The following is a 17791-nucleotide window of genomic DNA, read 5'->3' as shown; positions in this document are numbered from 1 at the left end:
GTGAGATCGGGGGCTGCTTGAAGCTGTCACGGCTGTTGAAATTTTGCACAGGTTTGTTGCTGAGCATGCCGGCGCTCGCCGCCGAGCCGCCCGTAATGCGCTTCGCCACCGAGGAATGGCCGCCGTTTTTTAGTCGCGCGCTGCCGGGCAACGGGCTGACCGGCACGCTGATCGGGGCGGTGGTCACGCGCATGGGTTACGCCGCGCGGATCGATTACTTCCCGTGGAAGCGCGCGGTGGAAATCGGCCTGCACGACGGCGCCTACGCCGGCGTGGTGGCGATGGTGCGCAATCCGGAGCGCGAGAAGACGTGCTATTTCTCCAGCGCCGTCGGTAGCCGGCACACGGTGCTGGCCTATCTGAAGGACAAGCCGGTGACGGCCGGCGCGCTAAAGGATCTGGAAACGGTGCGCATCGGCACCGTGGGCGGCTACTCGTACGGCGAGCAATTCGACGGTCTCGTGCGATCGGGCGCGCTAGCGGTCGAACCGGCCATCAGCGATGAAATCAACGTCCGCAAGTTGCTGGCGCGCCGCTTCGCCGCCATCGTCATCGAAAAACGTATGCTGCGCTACCTGCTGGCCGCCGACCGCTACACGCAAGCCGAGCGCGACCGCGTCGAAACAGTCGACCACCTGTTCGCCACGCGCAGCGTGCACGTGTGTTTCCAGCACACGGCCCAGGGATTGGAGCAACAGCGGGCGTTCGACCTGGCCGCCCAGGACGTGGATTTGTCCAGGATAGAGCGCGACTACTGGCGCGACCTGCTGCAGATTCCGGGCGCGCCACCCGCCAAACCGTAAGGCGGTGGTGCTGCGCGCGTCAGGCGGTTGCCACCGCCGGCGCCTTTTTGTCTTGCGCAACGACGGCCTTCGGCGCCGGCTTGGCCTTCTTCTCCACCTGCGCCAACACCACCTTGTGGATGAAATGCAACTTCTCCTGCACCGGCGTCGGCAGCTTGAACGGATACGAGTCCGGCGTGCCGACGCTGCGGTTCAGACTGTTGAGCACATAGGTCAGCGCGAACCAGTCCGAGATGATTTCGTCGAAGGAATCGATCTTCAACGGCGGCGCGGTGATCACCATCTCCGGCTCCTCCTTCTTGCGCGGCTTGAGCGACAGGCCACACGCGTGCGCCGTCTCCAGCGTATCGATCATGTGCAGGTAGTGCGCCCACGTCTCGGCCCAGTCTTCCCACGGGTGCGAGCTGGCGTAGGTGCTGATGAAGTGCTGTTCCCAGTCGGCCGGCGCGCCGTTCTCGTAATGTTTCTTCAGGCTCTCGCTGTAATCCTGGCGCTCGTCGCCGAACAGCTCGCGGTAGCCGTCGATCCACTCGCTGTCGGCGATCAGGCGATCAAAGTAGTAGTGTCCGCTCTCATGGCGGAAATGGCCCAGCAGGGTGCGGTAGTGTTCGTGCATCTGCTCGCGGGTGCGCTCGCGCTGCGCCGGATCGGCCTCGGCGATGTTGAGCGTGATCAGGCCGTTGTCGTGGCCGGTCATCACCTTCTCGTCGTCGCCCGGGCCGTCCTCCAGGAACTGGAAGGCCAGGCCGCTTTCCTCATCCTCCTCTTTGGAGACCGGGGTCAGGTGCAACGAATACAGCGAATACAGCAGGCGCCGTTTGGCCGATTCCAAACGCTGCCAAAACAGATGGTTCTTATCGGTGCTCAGGGTCGGAATGACCACGGTCAGCTGGCAAGAGGCGCACAATTCGTTCGGATCTTCGGCGTCGAGCATCCAATTGCAGACCTGATGGTTGACGTAGTTGCTGCATTGCTTGTAAAGGCGGCCGGCATCCTTCTTGTTCAGGCTGCGCCACGTGCCTTCCTCGGCAGCCTCGAAGCTGCTGACGACGCGTTGGTCCGGCTGGTAGCCGAGCATGCTGTCGCAGTTAAAACACAAGGTGTTCTCAAAGAACACTTGTTGCGCACATTTGTCGCAGTGAAAGGTTTTCATTTTGTCTGGAAGATGAGTGGGTGCGATCGCCGGAAGAGACGCTTGCAGCCATCATAGCCACACATGTCGCGTAGTTCAGTTAGCCACCGCGCATAGGATCGGAACCGCGCGGATTCACAACACCCGCGGGGGTCAGGTCCGACATTCGGACAAACCGGAAAAACGAAGAACCTTTTCGGCGGACTAAAGTTCCCCAATGTCCGAATGTCGGACCTGACCCTCCCGGTTTATACAAGCTCCAGCGGCGTGACCGTGACGTTGACCTGCAACGCCTGCTCGCCGCCGCCGAGCACGATGCCGCGCATCGGCGTGACGTCGCTGAAGTCGCGCCCCCAGCCGGTGACGATGTGCTCGTGCTGCACCAGGCAGCGGTTGGTCGGGTCGAAGTCGATCCAGCCCAGCGCCGGGTCGTACACCGACACCCAGGCGTGCGAGGCGTCGGCGCCGATCATGCGCGGCTGCCCCTCCGGCGGGTGCGTGAGCAAATAGCCGCTCATGTAGCGCGCCGGCAGGCCCAGGCCGCGCAGGCCGCCGATCATCAGTTGCGCGAAGTCCTGGCACACGCCGCGCCGTCCGCTCAGCACCTGCTCGAGCGGCGTCGAGATGTCGGTGGCGGTACTGTCGAACTCGAAGTCGTCGAAAATCCGTTGCGTCAGGTCGAGCGCGGCGTCGAGCAGCGGCCGGCCGGCGCTGAAGCTGTCGCGCGCGTAGTCGGTCAGCTCCCCGCTCAGGCCCACATGCGGCGACGCGTACAGGTATTGGCACGCCTCCAGGGTGGCGTCGCTGCGGTCGGTCAGCATCAGGTCGCGCACCAGTTCCCACGGCGCGCTGTCGGCGATCTGCTCCAGGGTGCGGCGTGGATACAGCGCCAGTGTCGATTCGACGTGCACCAGCAGCGCGCTGTGCGGCGCGGTGATGCTGAAATGGCGCGTCAGGTTGCCGAAGTAGTCGGCGCCGTCGGTGATGTCCTCGGCCGGCGGGTCGGTCACGATCCGGTGCGACTCGGTGCGCTGGTAGTCGAACGAACGCGGCGTCATGTGCAGGTATTGCTGCGACAGCGACACCGCGCTTTGATAGCTATAGCGCGTCTGGTGCACCACCAGGTAGCGCGCGCACGCGGTCGGCGTTTGCGGTGGCGGCGTGTCGCTGGCGGTGTTCGGCAGCGGGCTGGCGGTTTGCTGGGTTTGGGATTGCGTCATCGAGCGTACCCCGGCGCGCACGGCGTTTCGAACTTGTTCTGCAAACTGCCCGTGTAGCTGAAGAACTGCAATCCGATCTGCTCGGCCATCACCTCGCTGGCATTCTGCACGCGCGCCAGCAGGTCGATCAATCGTGGATTGCCGCCGTACAGGTCAGCCTCCGGCGACAGCGACAGCAGTTCGGTCTCCAACGGGGCGAGATTGTGCTCGCCGCACGGACCGTACACCTTGGCGATCTTGCGCAAGCCTTCAAGCACGCCATGCAGTTGATGGCTGATCGAGCGCGGATTGCTATCGTCGAGGATCAGCAGGTCGAGCACCGGCAGCCACTCGGGCTGGGCACGATAACGCGCGCGGTAGGTGACGATGCTGTCGGACAGCTCCAGCACCCAGTCCAGGTTGCCCTCCGGGTCCATGCCCAGCGCCGCCCGCAGCACCATGCTCTGGAATTGCAAGCGCTCCAGGCGCCGCCCCAGCGACAGGAAGCGCCAGCCCATGTCGCGCGTCATGCCGTCCAGGCCGAAACCGGTCAAGGTCATCAACGATGCGGCGGCGTCGTCGAGGATGGTCATCGCCTCCGATTGCGATGGCAACGTGGCGCCGCCGGCGCGTTCGACCAGCCGGTTCAGCGCGCGCCAGTTGTCGACCGACAGCCGCTCGCGCAACTGGCTGGCGGTGTTGTAGAGCTGCTGCTGCTGGCGCGCCAGCCCCGGCACCTCCGGCGAGACCACCGCCATCAACAGCGCCGCTTCGATCTGGGCGTCGTGCGCGATGCGGGCCGGCGCCGGCTCGGGCCCGGGTTCCGGCGCCCCACGTTGGCTTTGGCTTTGGCCCTGGCTCTGACTTTGGCCTTGATCCTGGCTTTGGGTCTGGGTCTGCTGGTCCTGGCTCTGGGTTTGCTGATCCGTGCTCTGGCTCTGCTGGCTCTGCCGCTGCGCAGGCTCCGGTTCAGGCATGGGCGTCAGCTGGAACCACGCGCACAGCGATTCCACGGTCGGCCATTCGGCGCCGGGATAGCCGGCCCGCACGTTGAAGACGATATTCAGCGCCACCCGCAGCAGACGCGCGATATCGTCGCAGCGCTCCGTGTGGCGGCCCAGCCAGAACAGGTTCTCCGCCATGCGGCTCGACAGCTGGGTATCGTCGCGCACCAGGTCTTGCGCGGTCATGCTGCGCGGGACGGGTTGATGATGGCGCGCCTGCGAACTGGCCTGCACCCAGGTGTCCTTGCTGCCGCCGCCATGCTGCATGGTGATCACGCGCGCGTCCGGCCCGGTGGCCACCCGCGTCAACCCGCCCGGCATGACGACGTAGCCCTCAGGCGTGGCGCAGGCGAACACGCGCAGGCCGATCGAGTGCGCGCTCAGGCGTCCGGTTTCCGGCTGGTACACCGGTCCCTGAGACAATCGCACCAGTTCGTGCGCGACGTAGTTGTTCGGGTTGGCGCGCATCTGCGCGATCAACGCGGCGCGGGCGGCGTCCTTCAGGTCGCGTCCGTACACCGGCGCCTGGCGCAGCTGCGGGAAAGCCGGCATGATCACCAGCTGGTCCAGCTTTTCGATCGCCTCCTCCAGCGCGGCCGGTTCGCCGCACCACCAGGTGGCCACCGACGGCATGCGCAGCGGCTGGCCGAGCAAGCGCTCGCTGAGCGCGGGCAGGAAGCCGAGCAAGGCGCCCGATTCGAGCAGGTTCGATCCCAGGCTGTTGGTGACCAATACATTGCCCCGGCGCGCCGCCTCGGTCAGGCCGGCCACGCCCAGCGCGGAGTCGGAGCGCAGCTCCAGCGGATCGCAGAAATCGTCGTCGACGCGGCGCATGATGACGTGCACCCGCCGCAGCCCGGACAGGGTCTTCATGAACACGATGCCGCCGCGCACCGTCAGATCGCCCGCCTCCACCAGCGGCAGGCCGAGATAGCGCGACAGGTAGGCTTGTTCGTAATACGTTTCGTTGTAGGGGCCGGGCGTGAGCAGCACGATCAGCGGCGCCTCGCCGGCGCGCAGCGGATGGGCGTCGCCGTTGGCGGCGCAACGGCGGCCCCAGTGCGCCAGGCTGTCGCGCATGGTGCCGAAGAAGCCTTCGAGCGGGCGCACCTTCATGTCGCGCAGCAGCGCCGGGAAGCTGCGGCCGACGATGGCGCGGTTTTCCAGCGCGTAGCCGGCGCCCGACGGCGACTGCGTGCGGTCGGCGGTGGCCCACCAGCGGCCGTTGGGCGCGCGCGCCAGGTCGACCGCATAGAAATGCAGGGCGATGTCGTCCGGGTGGTGCATGCCGTGGGCGGCGCGCAGGAAGCCGGCGTGGCCGTGGATCAGCGCCGGCGGCAGCAGGCCCTCCTTCAGCATGTTTTGCGGCCCGTAGACGTCGCCCAGCAGGCGATTCAGCAGGGTGGCGCGCTGGATCACGGCCGCCTCGATGCCCTCCCACTCCTGGCGCGGCAGGATCAGCGGCAGCAGGTTCAGGTCCCACGGCCGGTGCGTGCCCTTGGTGTCGCCGTAGACGGTGTAGGTGACGCCGTTCTGGCGCACCTCGCGCTGCACCGTTTCGAGGCGCTGGCGCATCAAATCGGGCGCTTCTGCGCGCAGGCCGTCCAACATGGCGCGCCAATGCGGACGCGGCTCTTTCGAGGCGTCCAGCATTTCGTCGAAACTATCCGGTGCGGCCAGATATTTGGATAGCAGTTGCTTAGGCATCGCGGTCGATCGGTTTTTCTTCTAGTTTTTCTTCTATAGTGCGCTCAATCAGGCTGCCAGCGCAAATCGAGCGTCATCGGCAGGCTCGGATTCAGTGCTTCCTTGTACACATACATCTGCCCCGGCGTGTGGCCGTGCGCCCAGAAACGGGCAAAGCGGCGCGCCTCGGCGGCGTTGGCGTTGATCGGCGAACTGTCCTCGCTGCGCCCGCCCGGGTGCACCACGTGGTAGGTGCAGCCGCCGATGGCGCGCCCGCTCCACGTGTCGACCAGGTCGAACACCAGCGGGGCCTGCACCTTGATGCTCGGGTGCAGCGCCGACCATGGGCTCCACGCGCGGAAGCGCACGCCGGCCACATATTCTCCCGGCACGCCGGTCGGATGCAGCGGCAGCATGCGGCCGTTGCAGGCGACCACGTGGCGCCCGTCCGTCAGGCCGCGCACCAGCAACTGCATGCGCTCGACCGACGAATCGACGTAGCGCGCGGTGCCGCCGCCGGTCATTTCCTCGCCCAGGACGTTCCATGGCTCGATCGCCTGGCGCAGCTCCATCTCCACGCCCTCGTACACCACGGTGCCGAAGCGCGGGAAGCGGAATTCGATGAACGGATCGAACCAATGCTCCTCGAACTGGTAGCCGGCGGCGCGCAAATCGCGCGCGACGTCACGGATATCCTGCGCCACGAAGTGCGGCAGCATCCAGCGGTCGTGCAGCGCCGTGCCCCAGTGGACCAGCTTGGCCTGGTAGGGCTGGCGCCAGAAACGCGCGACCAGGGCCCGCAGCAAGAGCATCTGCAAAAGACTCATCCGCTCGTGCGGCGGCATCTCGAAGGCACGGAATTCTACCAGACCGAGACGGCCGGTCGGCCCGTCGGGGGAATACAGCTTGTCGATCGAGAACTCGGAGCGGTGCGTGTTGCCGGTCAAATCGACCAGCAGGTTGCGCAGCAGGCGGTCGACCATCCACGGTTTGTCGCCCTCGTGCAGGGTCGGCAGCACCTTGTCCATTTGCTGGAAGGCGATGGCCAGTTCGTACAGGTTGTCGTCGCGCGCCTCGTCCACGCGCGGCGCCTGGCTGGTCGGGCCGATGAAGGTGCCGGAGAACAGGTACGACAGCGCCGGGTGGTTTTGCCAGTAGGTGATCAAGCTTTTGAGCAGGTCCGGACGGCGCAGCATCGGGCTGTCGGCGACCGTGGCGCCGCCCAGGGTCGCGTGGTTGCCGCCACCGGTGCCGGTGTGGCGGCCGTCGTTCATGAATTTCTCGGTGCCCAGGCGGGTCTTGCGCGCCTCCTCATACAGGGTGGTCATGTTGTGTACCAGCTCTTTCCAACTGGCCGCCGGCTGCACGTTGACCTCGATGACGCCGGGGTCGGGGGTCACGCTGAGCAGCTTGACGCGGGGATCGCGCGGCGGCTGGTAGCCTTCGAGCCACAGCTTCATGTTCAGGTGGGCGGCGGTGGTTTCGATCGCGGTCACCAGCGCCAGGTAGTCCTCGATGCGTTTGAGCGGCGGCATGAACACGTGCAGGCGGCCGCCGCGCACCTCGACGCACAGCGCGGTGTGGATCACCTCGCGCGGCGCCGGGGCCGGATCGACCTTCTTGGCGGCCGATTTGCGGGCGGCCAGGTCGACCTCCGCGTGGGAAGGCACGCCATCGCCCTTGGCCGCAGGCGCCAGCGGGCCGCGCGGTTCGAACGGATCGCGGTCGAATTCCGGCTCCTCGTCCTCAGGCTGGACCCACGGCAGCGCGTTCAGCGGCAGGCGCAGGCCGAGCGGCGATTCGCCCTCGATCAGGTACAGGTGTTCGCGCTTGAGCGGCCAGGCCGACGTGCGCCAGGTGGTCGGCAAGGCGATCGACAGGCGCGCGCGGGCGTCGTCGGCCAGTTCCTCGGGTTTCAGCGGCACGACATAGCCGGCCACCGCGCCCAAGCCGTTTTCCAGCAGGCGCGCCAGGCGGCGGCGTTCCTCCGGCGCCTTCAGGTCGGCCTTGAGCGGATCGAGGTTGACCGGCAGGTTCTCCTCGCGGCGGGCTTGCAGCAATACGTCCTCGTAGGCCGGAATCGGGCTGTCGGACGGCAGGCCGAGGGTGCTCACCAGCGCCTCGGTGAAGCGCTTGGCGTGGTCGGCGCCGTAGCCGTCGGCCTTTTTCTCGTCGGAGAACAGCGCCTTGTTGCGCCAGATCGGCTGGCCGTCGGTGCGCCAGAAAATGTTCAGCGCCCAGCGCGGCAGCGGCTCGCCCGGATACCATTTACCCTGGCCGTAATGCAGCATGCCGCCGGGGGCGAAGTGGTTTTTCAGGCGCAGCATCAACTCGCCGGCCAGCTCGCGCTTCTTGTCGCCGTGCGCCAAGGTGTTCCATTCGGCGCCGTCCATGTCGTCGATCGAGACGAAGGTCGGCTCGCCGCCCTGGGTCAGGCGCACGTCCATCGCTTGCAGGTCGTAGTCGACCTGCTGGCCAAGGGCGTCGATCTTGTGCCAGTCGGCGTCGGCGTAGGGTTTGGTCACGCGCGGGTCTTCGTGGATGCGCGTCACGGTCATCACGTGGTGGAATTCCACCTCGGCGACGTCGGTGAAGCCGCTGACCGGCGCGGCCGACGACGGGATCGCGGTGCACGCCAGCGGGATGTGGCCCTCGCCGGCCAGCATGCCGGAGGTCGGATCGAGGCCGATCCAGCCGGCGCCGGGGATGTAGACCTCGGCCCACGCGTGCAGGTCGGTGAAGTCGACATCGGTGCCGCTCGGACCGTCGAGCGCCTGCTGGTCGGCCTTCAATTGAATCAGGTAACCGGACACGAAACGCGCGGCCAGCCCCATGCCGCGCAGGATCTGCACCAGCAGCCAGCCGCTGTCGCGGCACGAGCCGGAACGCTTCTCCAGCGTTTCGGCGGGGGTTTGCACGCCAGGCTCCATGCGCACCAGGTAGCCGATGTCGCCCTGCAGGCGCTGGTTGATGGCGACCAGGAAGTCGTTCGTCATCAGGTCTTTTTTGAGGATGTCGCGGCGTGCCGTGGCGATCCACTCGACGACCTCGGGATCTTCCTCGAAGTGCAGATAGCTGCCCAGCTCGATCTTGAGGGCTTCCGGATAGTCGAACGGGAAATGCTGGGCATAGTCCTCGAGGAAGAAGTCGAACGGATTGATGACCGTCATGTCGGCGATCAGGTCGACCGTGAAGTCAAGCTCCTTGGTCGCTTCCGGGAACACCGCGCGGCCGATGTAGTTACCGTATGGATCTTGCTGCCAGTTGAGGAAGTGCTGCGCCGGGGTGATGCTCAGCGAATACGACAGGATAGGCGTGCGCGCGTGCGGCGCCGGGCGCAGGCGCACTTCGTGCGGTGAAAGCGTGACCAAACGGTCGAATTTGTAGCTGGTTTTATGGTGCAGGGCGACGCGGATGGCCATTCGATAGTGCCTTTCGGTAAGTATTGCACGGGGACGAAGGCAGCAACACTGCCGAGGCGCCGGGGATGTTCTATTATCTTGATGATAAAGCAGGATCCGTACCCGCAGCCAAGAGGCCAGCGGGTGTCCCGGAAGATGTCGGCAAGGCGTTCGCTTGCGTAAGCTTAGTCATAGTAGCTGAAAACACCGAAAATCCCGGCACCCCACATCAATCCGCCGTTTACTGAGGGCAACCGGGGACCATGGCGGTGCGGCCGCGCTAGTCCTTGAACTCGATGGCGCGCACAAACAAGCCGAGCTTGCGGGGGTCGTCGCCCAAGCCCAGCTCTTGCGGTGAGCGGGCGTCGGGGATTTCGAAGCGGATGACAGCTTCCCGCGCGGCCTGACCTCCGAGCGGCAGCGACAGCGTCTGCGGGCGCGATCCGCCGACGGTCCATTGCCGCTTCGGCTGCCCCTCCACCCAGACCAGCGCGCGCATGTCGGCGACATCCCCGCGGAAGGCATGGACTTCGACATCAACCCGGTCCGGCGCCCCGCCGCCTTGCGGCAGCGGACAGCGCAGCGTTGCTTCACGCGAATCGGTCCATGAGCCGCCGCCCTCGCGCGCGCTGATCCCGTGCGTGGTGCACAGGAAAATTTTATTGGCGTCCGTCAATTCGATGCGCGCGCTGTCACGGATTTGGCGCAGCAGGCATTCCGCCTTGAGCGCCACCAGAGCGCCCAGCGGGGCGCCTACGCGGCACGCCGGGTACTGGTCGTAGCCGCCGTTTTCCGCCGTGACGATGCGGTCCACGTCCGCCCAGTTATCGATGTCGCGTTGAAACAGCAGGCTGGCGGCGTTCGGATTTTCCAGACGCGCCAGGCGCAACTGGCTGATCGACATCATGTAGTCGATGACCGCGGAACTGTTGTTGACGCCAATCACATAATCGTATTTGCCGGTCTCGGGACGCCCGATACGCTCCCGCAGCGTCTTGACGCCGCTTTCCAGCGCGATCAACTGCTGGGTGGGACGAACGACCGGCCTGGAGGTGATCGTCAGGCACGCAAGCGCCGTCAGTCCCGCCGGCAGCAGGCAATACTGCAACACTGCATACCAACGGGCACCGGCCACTTCCACCTTGCGCGCGAGTAACAGGGCCGGCAGCACCGCCAGCTCGATCAACGCCACCGTATCGAGCGAGAACACATATTTACGCATGGCGTATTCCGAACCGAAGCCGAACGGCCAGGCCAGCCCCTGCGCCAGACACAAGCCTGAAACGGCCAGCCCGTACAAGCCGATGTATTTGAGCGCCAGGAGCGGCGCCTCGCCCTGCCGGCGCGCCCAGCAGAGCACCAGCGTGGCCGACGCGAGCGCGACCGCGCCGCTGTACGACATCAGCGCCACCGTGCTGTCGAGATGGCGCAACGCGATATAGCCGTTCTGCTTGCTGATCTCCCGCATCACCGCAAAGCCGGGATGGCTGGCCAGCGCGCCAAGCGCCGACAGCAGGAGACCGGCCCCGATCGCGCCGGTGGCGGCCAGGCCGGGCTGTCGGCGACGCCACATCACCAGCAGCTCGGTGCAGATCATCAATCCCATCATCGCCAGCAATGTCAGGGCGGGCAGCAAATGTATGCCGGTCAGCAGATAAACCGCAGGAACCAGCAGCCCATAGCGCAGCCACGCGGCCACGGCTTTCTTTTCAAGAAACAGGTTGAGCGGGAGGATGGCGATAAACAGCGTTTGCCCGAGCAATTGCGGGTAAAAGAAGTTCCCGAACAACTCATCGCCCTGCAGCGGCATGCGCAAAGTATAGTGGTTGGCGGCGAACAACGCGGCGAGCGCCAGCGCCGTGACGGCGGCCATGCGTTGCGGCAGGCTGCTGATCAGCCATGCCAGGCCGGCCCAGCCCAGCACCATGCTCAGCACGGCCAGCGTTTGCATGCCCATCAGGGGCGACGACCACAGGCGCCCGACACCGGCCGCCATCTGATGCGCCAGGCGCGGGTAGACATTCATTTCCCCCAGGCTGGTATCGAACGGAAACGGCCCGTTGCCATGTTCCGTCAGCCGCACCACCAGCGCGTAGTGGTGCGCCAGATCGACCGAGTCGGTCCACATGACGCCTGTGAAACTGATGGTGAGGGCAATAACGGCAAGAATCAGCAGAGCGGCGCGGACGAATCCTGGAGCCGGCGAGCGGCGGGGTATGTTCATTGACAATGGAGGAAGAGGAGGCGCCGCATTATAGCAAATAATGCAAGCCCCCTCCCTCCCCCGGGGCCAACCGCCGAAGGAAGGGTTGGTACGCGCCAAATGGTCACCGGAAGGAGGCAACGCCCCTACTTTCCGCCCCCACTTATTGGATTACGGCACTGCCTACGCTACACCCGCCGCTGGTAGCGTCTGCGCAAATTGCGAGACGCCGTCGAGGTTGAACAGCTCGACCTTCATCGCCTTGGTTCGCGGGTCGATATTGACTTCACCGAAGAACTGGTAGCCGGCAAACGGCGAGGAGTTCTGGATCAGCGGGCTTTTCGAGAACACCGCGGTGGGGCCGAAGGTTTTGTCGAGCACGCCCGGGCCGAAGGTGCCGGCATTCATCGGGCCGGCGACGAATTCCCAGAATGGGGAAAAGTTCGTGAACCGGGCCTGGGCGGGATCGTAATAGTGGGCGGCGCAGTAGTGGACGTCGGTGGTGATCCAGACGACGTTGGGGACCGCCTTGATACTGCTGAGCAGGCGGGCCATTTCCAGTTCGCGGCCGAGGGGAAGGCCGTCGTTGCCGTTGGCGAGCGCTTCCCATAACGCTTCACCCTGGGCGTTCTTGCCGTCGCCGACGTTCAGGCCGATGGGCATGTCGGCGGAGATGACTTTCCAGGTTGCGGTCGAGGCTTTCAGGCCGGCGATCAGCCATTCCATCTGCTCACTACCGAGGAATGCCGAACTGGCGTCTTCCCCGGTTTGCAGGTTGGTGCTGTTCGGGCCCCGGTAGCTGCGCATGTCCACGACGAACACGTCCAGCAGCGGGCCGTGCGAGATGGTGCGATAAATGCGCTGCGGTTCGCTTTGCTTGTAATAGCGCATGGGCGCATATTCGAGGAAGGCGCGACGGCCACGGGTGGTGAGGGTCGCAATGCTTTTTTCGGTGTAACGCGCATCGGCCGATAAATCCTTGGCGGCGCTGTAGTTATTCGTCACTTCGTGATCGTCCCATTGCCAGACCTGCGGCACCTGGGCGGCGAACTTGCGGAAGTTCGCATCCATCATATTGTAGGCATGGCGGCCGCGGAATTCCTTCAGCGTCTCCGCGACCTTGCTGACTTCTTCCGTGACCAGATTACGCCAGGCCTGGCCGTTTTCCGCCGTGACCTGGGCCAGGATAGGTCCGTCGGCATAAATCGTGTCGCCGTTGTGGATGAAAAAGTCCGGGTCGCGCAAACGCATCGCTTCATAGATTTTCATGCCGCCAAACTCGGTGTTGATGCCCCAGCCCTGGCCGCACTGGTCGCCGCTCCAGTGAAAACGCACGGCCTTGGCGCCATCGGCAGCAGGCGTGGTCCTGAATTGGCCCGAGATGGTTTCGCTTTCGATTTTCGAATTGTTGGGATCCACATAGCGCACGCGCACGAATACCGTTTGGCCGGCGGGCAAGCCGCCCAGGTCGACACGGGTCGTGAAATCGGTGGCATCGCTGGCAGTGGGGCCAACGATGCGGCTGGCGTTGTTGAAACGGTCGCTGGTGTCGTATTCGACGATCATCTGCGCGTTGCGGTCGCTCCGGCTCCAGATGATCGCCCGATTGTCCGTGATGTCGCCGAACTGTATTCCCGACGGCATCTTGGGCCGTTCATTCTCGCTGACACCGATTGCGATGGGGGCGGTGCCGCCGCCACAGCCCCCAAGCAACAGAGGGCCGCCCAACGCAGAACTGCCCACCAACACCCCACCCTGGGCCAGGAAACTGCGACGCGAAATCGATGAAGTCATGCTTGCTCCAATCATTTGAGAGGGAGCAAGCTTAGGTTTTTAATATGACATGACGATGAAATCGTCAACGGAACGGGCCCGCTGTGCGCAATCAGGAGAACTGGCTGAAATCCGGCTTGCGCTTCTGGAAGAACGCCGTGAACGCCTCCTTCGCCTCCGGCGCCGTCAGCATCGCGCTGAACAGCTTGTTCTCGGCGGTGATGGTTTCGCTGACCAAGGCGTTGCGGCTGGCTTTCATCAACTGCTTGGTGGCGCGGATCGAGCTGGCCGGCAGGGCCACCAGCTTGACAGCCTGCCCTTGCGCGAATGCCAGCAATTCGGCGGCCGGCAACACGCGCGACACCAGCCCCATCTCCAGCGCTTCCTGCGCCAGGAACGCTTCGCCCAGCATCAGCTTTTCGGCGGCGCGCGGGTAGCCGGCGATTTGCGTCAGCAGCACGCTGGAGGCGAATTCCGGGCACAAGCCCAGCTGCGAGAACGGCATCGAGAATTTGGCCGTGTCGGCGGCATAGACCAGGTCGCAGTGCATCAGCAACGTGGTGCCGATGCCGACGGCGGCGCCGGCCACGGCGGCGACCACCGGCTTGCTGATGCCGCTCAAGGCCATCATGAACTTGTAAACCGAACGGTCTTCGATGGCGCCGGTCGATGGCGCGGTCTTCATGAAGTCTTCCAGATCGTTGCCGGCGGTGAAGATCTCCGGCTTGCCGACGATCAGGATGGCGCGCACGGCGCTGTCCTGCTCCGCTTCGTTGATGGCGTCGGCCATGGTCTGGTACATCGCGGCGGTGATCGCGTTCTTGCGTTCCGGACGGTTGAATTCCAGGGTGAGGATGCCGTTTTCCTTGCTGCTCAAAATATCCATGCTAGCTCCATATGACAAGGGCGCCGTGGTTGACCCGCAGCGCCCTCTTTTTGATTACATGCTTATACGCGCGCTTTATACACGTTCAATGATGCCGGCCGCGCCCATGCCGGCGCCGACGCACATCGTCACCATGCCGTACTTCAGGTTGTTACGGCGCAGCGCGTGCACCACGGTCGCGGCGCGGATGGCGCCGGTCGCGCCCAGCGGGTGGCCCAGGGCGATCGCGCCGCCCATCGGGTTCACCTTCGCCGGATCCAGGCCCAGGTCGCCGATGACGGCCAGCGCCTGCGCCGCGAACGCTTCGTTCAGTTCGATCCAGTCCAGCTGGTCCTGGGTGATGCCGGCGGCCTTGCAGGCGTCCGGGATCGCGAACTTCGGACCGATGCCCATGATTTCCGGCGGCACGCCCTTGACGGCGAACGACGAGAACTTGGCCAGCGGCGTCAGGTTGTGCTCGCGCAGGAATTTCTCCGACACGACCAGCAGCGCGCCGGCGCCGTCGGACATCTGCGAGCTGTTGGCGGCCGTGACCGAACCCTTGGCGGCGAAGACCGGCTTCAGCTTGGCCAGCGATTCCATCGTCGAGTCGGCGCGCGCGCCTTCGTCGGTGTCGACGGTGCGGGTCTTGACCTTGATCTCGCCGGTGCTCAGGTCCGGCGTGCGGGTGATGATCTCGACCGGCGTGGTCTCGTCCTTGAAGAAGCCGGCCTGCTGCGCGGCGATGGCGCGGCGGTGCGATTCGACGGCGAACGCGTCCTGCGCTTCGCGCGACACTTTCCACTGCGTGGCAACCTTCTCGGCGGTCAAGCCCATGCCGTAAGCCATGCCGACGTTTTCGTCGGTGAACATGTTCAGGTTCATCGATGGGTGGTGGCCCATCATCGGCACCATCGACATCGATTCGACGCCGCCGGCGATCATGGCGTCGGCTTCACCGACGCGGATGCGGTCGGCGGCCATGGCCAGCGCCGTGATGCCCGAGGCGCAGTAGCGGTTGATGGTGACACCGCCGACGGTCTTCGGCAGGCCGGCCAGCAGCACCGATTGACGGGCGATGTTGAAGCCCTGCTCCGCTTCCGGGAACGAGCAGCCGATGATGGCGTCGGTGATCAGCGCCGGGTCCAGGCCCGGTGCCTGCGCCAGCGCCGATTGCAGCACGCGCACCAGCAGGTCGTCCGGGCGGGTCTTGTTGAACATGCCGCGCGGCGCCTTGCCGATCGGGGTGCGGGTGGCGGAGACGATGTATGCGTCTTGAATTTGTTTGCTCATTATGTTCTTCCTGTTCAGTGTCGGATCGGCTTAGTTGCGGACCGGCTTGCCGGTTTGCATCATGCCCATGATCCGTTCTTGCGTCTTCGGATGGTTCAGCAGTTCCAGGAAGGCTTTACGCTCCATGTCCAGAATCCACTGCTCGCTGACGAACGAACCCTGGTCGATGTCGCCGCCCGAGACGATCTCGGCGATCATGTCGCCCAGCTTGAAGTCGTGCGCGGAGATGAAGCCGCCGTCGCGCATGTTGACCAGTTGCGCCTTGATGGTGCCCCAGCCGTAACGGCCGGTGACCTGAATCGGCGTCTTCAACGGCGGACGATAACCCTTGTCGAACATGGCGCGCGCTTCGACTTTGGCAACGTGCAGCAGCTCGTACGGGTTGAAGACGATGACGTCGTCTTCCTTCAGGTAGCCCATCGCCTGCGCTTCGAGCGCCGACTTCGACACGTTGGCCGTGGCCGCGTTGGTGAAACCGGTTTTCAGGAATTGCAGGATGTCGTTGCCCTTGGCTTCCTTGAAGGCGCGCTGTGCCGCTTCCTTCAGGCCGCCGCCGGCCGGGATCAGGCCCACGCCCACTTCGACCAGGCCGATGTACGACTCGATCGAGGCCACGCGCTTGGAGGCGTGCAGCGCCATTTCGCAGCCGCCGCCCAGCGCCAGCCCGGCCACCGCCGCGACGACCGGCACGTTCGAGTATTTCATCGCCATGAAGGTGTCTTGCAGTTCCTTGATGATCGGGTCGACCGCCTTGGCGCCGCCCTGCATGAACGCAGGCAGTGCCGATTGCAGGTCGGCGCCGGCCGAGAACGCGCCGCCTTCGGCCGCGTCCGAGTTCCAGATGACCAGGCCCTTGAAGTTCTTCTCGGCTTCGGCCAGCGCCTTGCGATAGCCGGCGATGACGCCAGGGCTGATCACGTGCATCTTGGTCTTGAGCGAGATGATCAGCACGTCGTCGCCGGTGTGCCACAGGCGCACGTCGTCGTCCTCGTGCACGGTGGTGCCGGCTTTCTTGCCGTCGATCTCGCCGCTGCCGAACACCGGCGCGCGGAACGCCTGGCGGTCGTAGACCGACAGGGTCGAGCGCGGCACGAACGATTTCGACACGGCCGAGTACGAACCTTCCGGCGTGTGCACGCCGCCTTTTTCGGCGACCGGGCCTTCGAACACCCAGGCCGGCAGCGGTGCGGAGCACAGCGCCTGGCCGGCGTCGATGTCTTCCTTGACCCACTGGGCGACTTGCGTCCAGCCGGCCGCCTGCCAGGTCTCGAACGGACCGGTGGTCCAGCCGAAGCCCCAGCGCATGGCGAAGTCGATGTCGCGGGCGTTGTCGGCGACGGTGTCGAGGTGCACGGCGATGTAGTGGAAGGCGTCGCGGAAGATCGCCCACAGGAACTGGCCCTGTGGATTGGTCGATTCGCGCAGCGCTTTCATTTTCTTGACCGGATCTTTTTCCTTCAGGATGCGGGCGATGATGTCGGCGGCCTTGCCGCCGCCGGCGACGTACTCACCGGTGGCGAAATCCAGCCGCTGGATGTCCTTGCCGACCTTTTTATAGAAACCGGCGCCGGACTTTTGGCCCAGGGCGCCTTTTTCAACCAGTTTCGCCAGTACTTCCGGCGTCTTGTAGACGGCGGCGAAGGGGTCGTTCGGCAGGTTGTCCTGCATCGTTTTGATCACATGGCCCATCGTGTCCAGACCGACCACGTCGGCGGTGCGGAAGGTGCCCGACTTGGCGCGGCCCAGCTTGGCACCGGTCAGGTCGTCGACCACGTCCACGCTCAAACCGAACTTCTCGGCTTCGTGCACGATCGCCAGGATGCCGAACACGCCGACGCGGTTGGCGATGAAGTTAGGCGTGTCCTTGGCGCGCACGACGCCCTTGCCCAGCGTCGTGGTCAGGAAGCCTTCGAGCTGGTCGGCGATTTCCGGCTTGGTCGCCTCGGTCGGGATGATTTCGACCAAGTGCATATAACGCGGCGGGTTGAAGAAGTGCACGCCGCAGTAGCGCGATTTCAGGTCGGCGTCGAAGCCTTCGGACAGCTTGGTGATCGACAGGCCCGAGGTGTTCGAGGCGAAGATGGCGTTGGCGCCGATATGTGGAGCGACCTTCTTGTACAGGTCGTGCTTCCAGTCCATGCGCTCGGCGATCGCTTCGATGATCAGGTCGCACTCGGCAAGCTTGGCCAGGTCGTCCTCGTAGTTGGCCACTTCGATCAGCGCGGCGTGGTCCTTGTTGCCCAGCGGCGCAGGCGACAGTTTCTTCAGGTTCTCGATGGCTTTCAGAACGATACCGTTCTTCGGGCCTTCCTTGGCCGGCAGGTCGAACAGGACGACGGGCACTTTGGCGTTGACGCAGTGGGCGGCGATTTGCGCGCCCATCACGCCGGCGCCCAGCACGGCTACTTTTTTAACGATGAAATTGGTCATGT

General features: G+C 64.9%; 10 protein-coding genes. 1 reads left to right on the top strand and 9 read right to left on the bottom strand.

Going from position 1 to position 17791, the window contains the following annotated elements; genetic code table 11:
* Positions 1-35: 35 nt before the first annotated feature.
* Positions 36-803, top strand: coding sequence for a substrate-binding periplasmic protein (locus AC07P1_RS25925; RefSeq protein WP_494698539.1), 768 nt, complete (start codon positions 36-38; stop codon positions 801-803).
* A 19-nt stretch (positions 804-822) separates the two neighbouring features.
* Here AC07P1_RS25925 and AC07P1_RS25920 read toward each other — a convergent pair whose 3' ends face one another.
* The 9 genes from AC07P1_RS25920 to AC07P1_RS25880 form a co-directional block, all read right to left on the bottom strand.
* Positions 823-1956: a zinc-binding metallopeptidase family protein gene (locus tag AC07P1_RS25920; protein ID WP_494698538.1), complete on the bottom strand. Its 1134-nt coding sequence runs from the start codon at positions 1954-1956 to the stop codon at positions 823-825.
* A 227-nt stretch (positions 1957-2183) separates the two neighbouring features.
* Positions 2184-3155 carry a transglutaminase family protein gene (locus tag AC07P1_RS25915; protein WP_494698537.1) on the bottom strand — a complete coding sequence of 324 codons (972 nt, stop codon included), beginning with the start codon at positions 3153-3155 and terminating at the stop codon, positions 2184-2186.
* Positions 3152-5845 (bottom strand): circularly permuted type 2 ATP-grasp protein, encoded by a 2694-nt coding sequence (locus tag AC07P1_RS25910; RefSeq protein WP_494698536.1) that lies wholly within the window; start codon positions 5843-5845, stop codon positions 3152-3154. Before AC07P1_RS25910 ends, AC07P1_RS25915 begins: the two co-directional genes overlap by 4 nt.
* A gap of 44 nt (positions 5846-5889) precedes the next feature.
* A complete protein-coding gene (locus AC07P1_RS25905) occupies positions 5890-9246 on the bottom strand; it encodes a transglutaminase family protein (protein ID WP_494698535.1) in 3357 nt (1118 codons plus the stop codon).
* 259 nt (positions 9247-9505) lie between these two features.
* Positions 9506-11449, bottom strand: a complete 1944-nt coding sequence (locus AC07P1_RS25900; RefSeq protein WP_494698534.1) for a hypothetical protein — start codon at positions 11447-11449, stop codon at positions 9506-9508.
* Between the two features lie 162 nt (positions 11450-11611).
* The gene (locus tag AC07P1_RS25895) at positions 11612-13237 is read right to left on the bottom strand and encodes an alkaline phosphatase D family protein (RefSeq protein WP_494698533.1); all 1626 of its coding nucleotides are present in this window, start codon (positions 13235-13237) and stop codon (positions 11612-11614) included.
* A gap of 76 nt (positions 13238-13313) precedes the next feature.
* On the bottom strand, positions 13314-14087 hold the full coding sequence (locus AC07P1_RS25890; protein ID WP_494698532.1) for an enoyl-CoA hydratase: 774 nt from the start codon (positions 14085-14087) through the stop codon (positions 13314-13316).
* Between the two features lie 75 nt (positions 14088-14162).
* The gene (locus AC07P1_RS25885) at positions 14163-15359 is read right to left on the bottom strand and encodes an acetyl-CoA C-acyltransferase (protein ID WP_330922344.1); all 1197 of its coding nucleotides are present in this window, start codon (positions 15357-15359) and stop codon (positions 14163-14165) included.
* Positions 15360-15389: 30 nt separating this feature from the next.
* Positions 15390-17789: a 3-hydroxyacyl-CoA dehydrogenase/enoyl-CoA hydratase family protein gene (locus AC07P1_RS25880; protein WP_494698531.1), complete on the bottom strand. Its 2400-nt coding sequence runs from the start codon at positions 17787-17789 to the stop codon at positions 15390-15392.
* Between the last annotated feature and the right edge of the window lie 2 nt (positions 17790-17791).

It is taken from the genome of Duganella sp. GW821-FHT07F09 (genome assembly GCF_059418705.1).
This window is presented reverse-complemented; position numbering and strand designations above follow the sequence as displayed.

Bases quoted from the DNA above. Each gene is read 5' to 3' on its own strand.
- AC07P1_RS25920 (WP_494698538.1), bottom strand. From the start codon at position 1,956: ATGAAAACCTTTCACTGCGACAAATGTGCGCAACAAGTGTTCTTTGAG.
- AC07P1_RS25915 (WP_494698537.1), bottom strand. From the start codon at position 3,155: ATGACGCAATCCCAAACCCAGCAAACCGCCAGCCCGCTGCCGAACACC.
- AC07P1_RS25910 (WP_494698536.1), bottom strand. From the start codon at position 5,845: ATGCCTAAGCAACTGCTATCCAAATATCTGGCCGCACCGGATAGTTTC.
- AC07P1_RS25905 (WP_494698535.1), bottom strand. From the start codon at position 9,246: ATGGCCATCCGCGTCGCCCTGCACCATAAAACCAGCTACAAATTCGAC.
- AC07P1_RS25900 (WP_494698534.1), bottom strand. From the start codon at position 11,449: ATGAACATACCCCGCCGCTCGCCGGCTCCAGGATTCGTCCGCGCCGCT.
- AC07P1_RS25895 (WP_494698533.1), bottom strand. From the start codon at position 13,237: ATGATTGGAGCAAGCATGACTTCATCGATTTCGCGTCGCAGTTTCCTG.
- AC07P1_RS25890 (WP_494698532.1), bottom strand. From the start codon at position 14,087: ATGGATATTTTGAGCAGCAAGGAAAACGGCATCCTCACCCTGGAATTC.
- AC07P1_RS25885 (WP_330922344.1), bottom strand. From the start codon at position 15,359: ATGAGCAAACAAATTCAAGACGCATACATCGTCTCCGCCACCCGCACC.
- AC07P1_RS25880 (WP_494698531.1), bottom strand. From the start codon at position 17,789: ATGACCAATTTCATCGTTAAAAAAGTAGCCGTGCTGGGCGCCGGCGTG.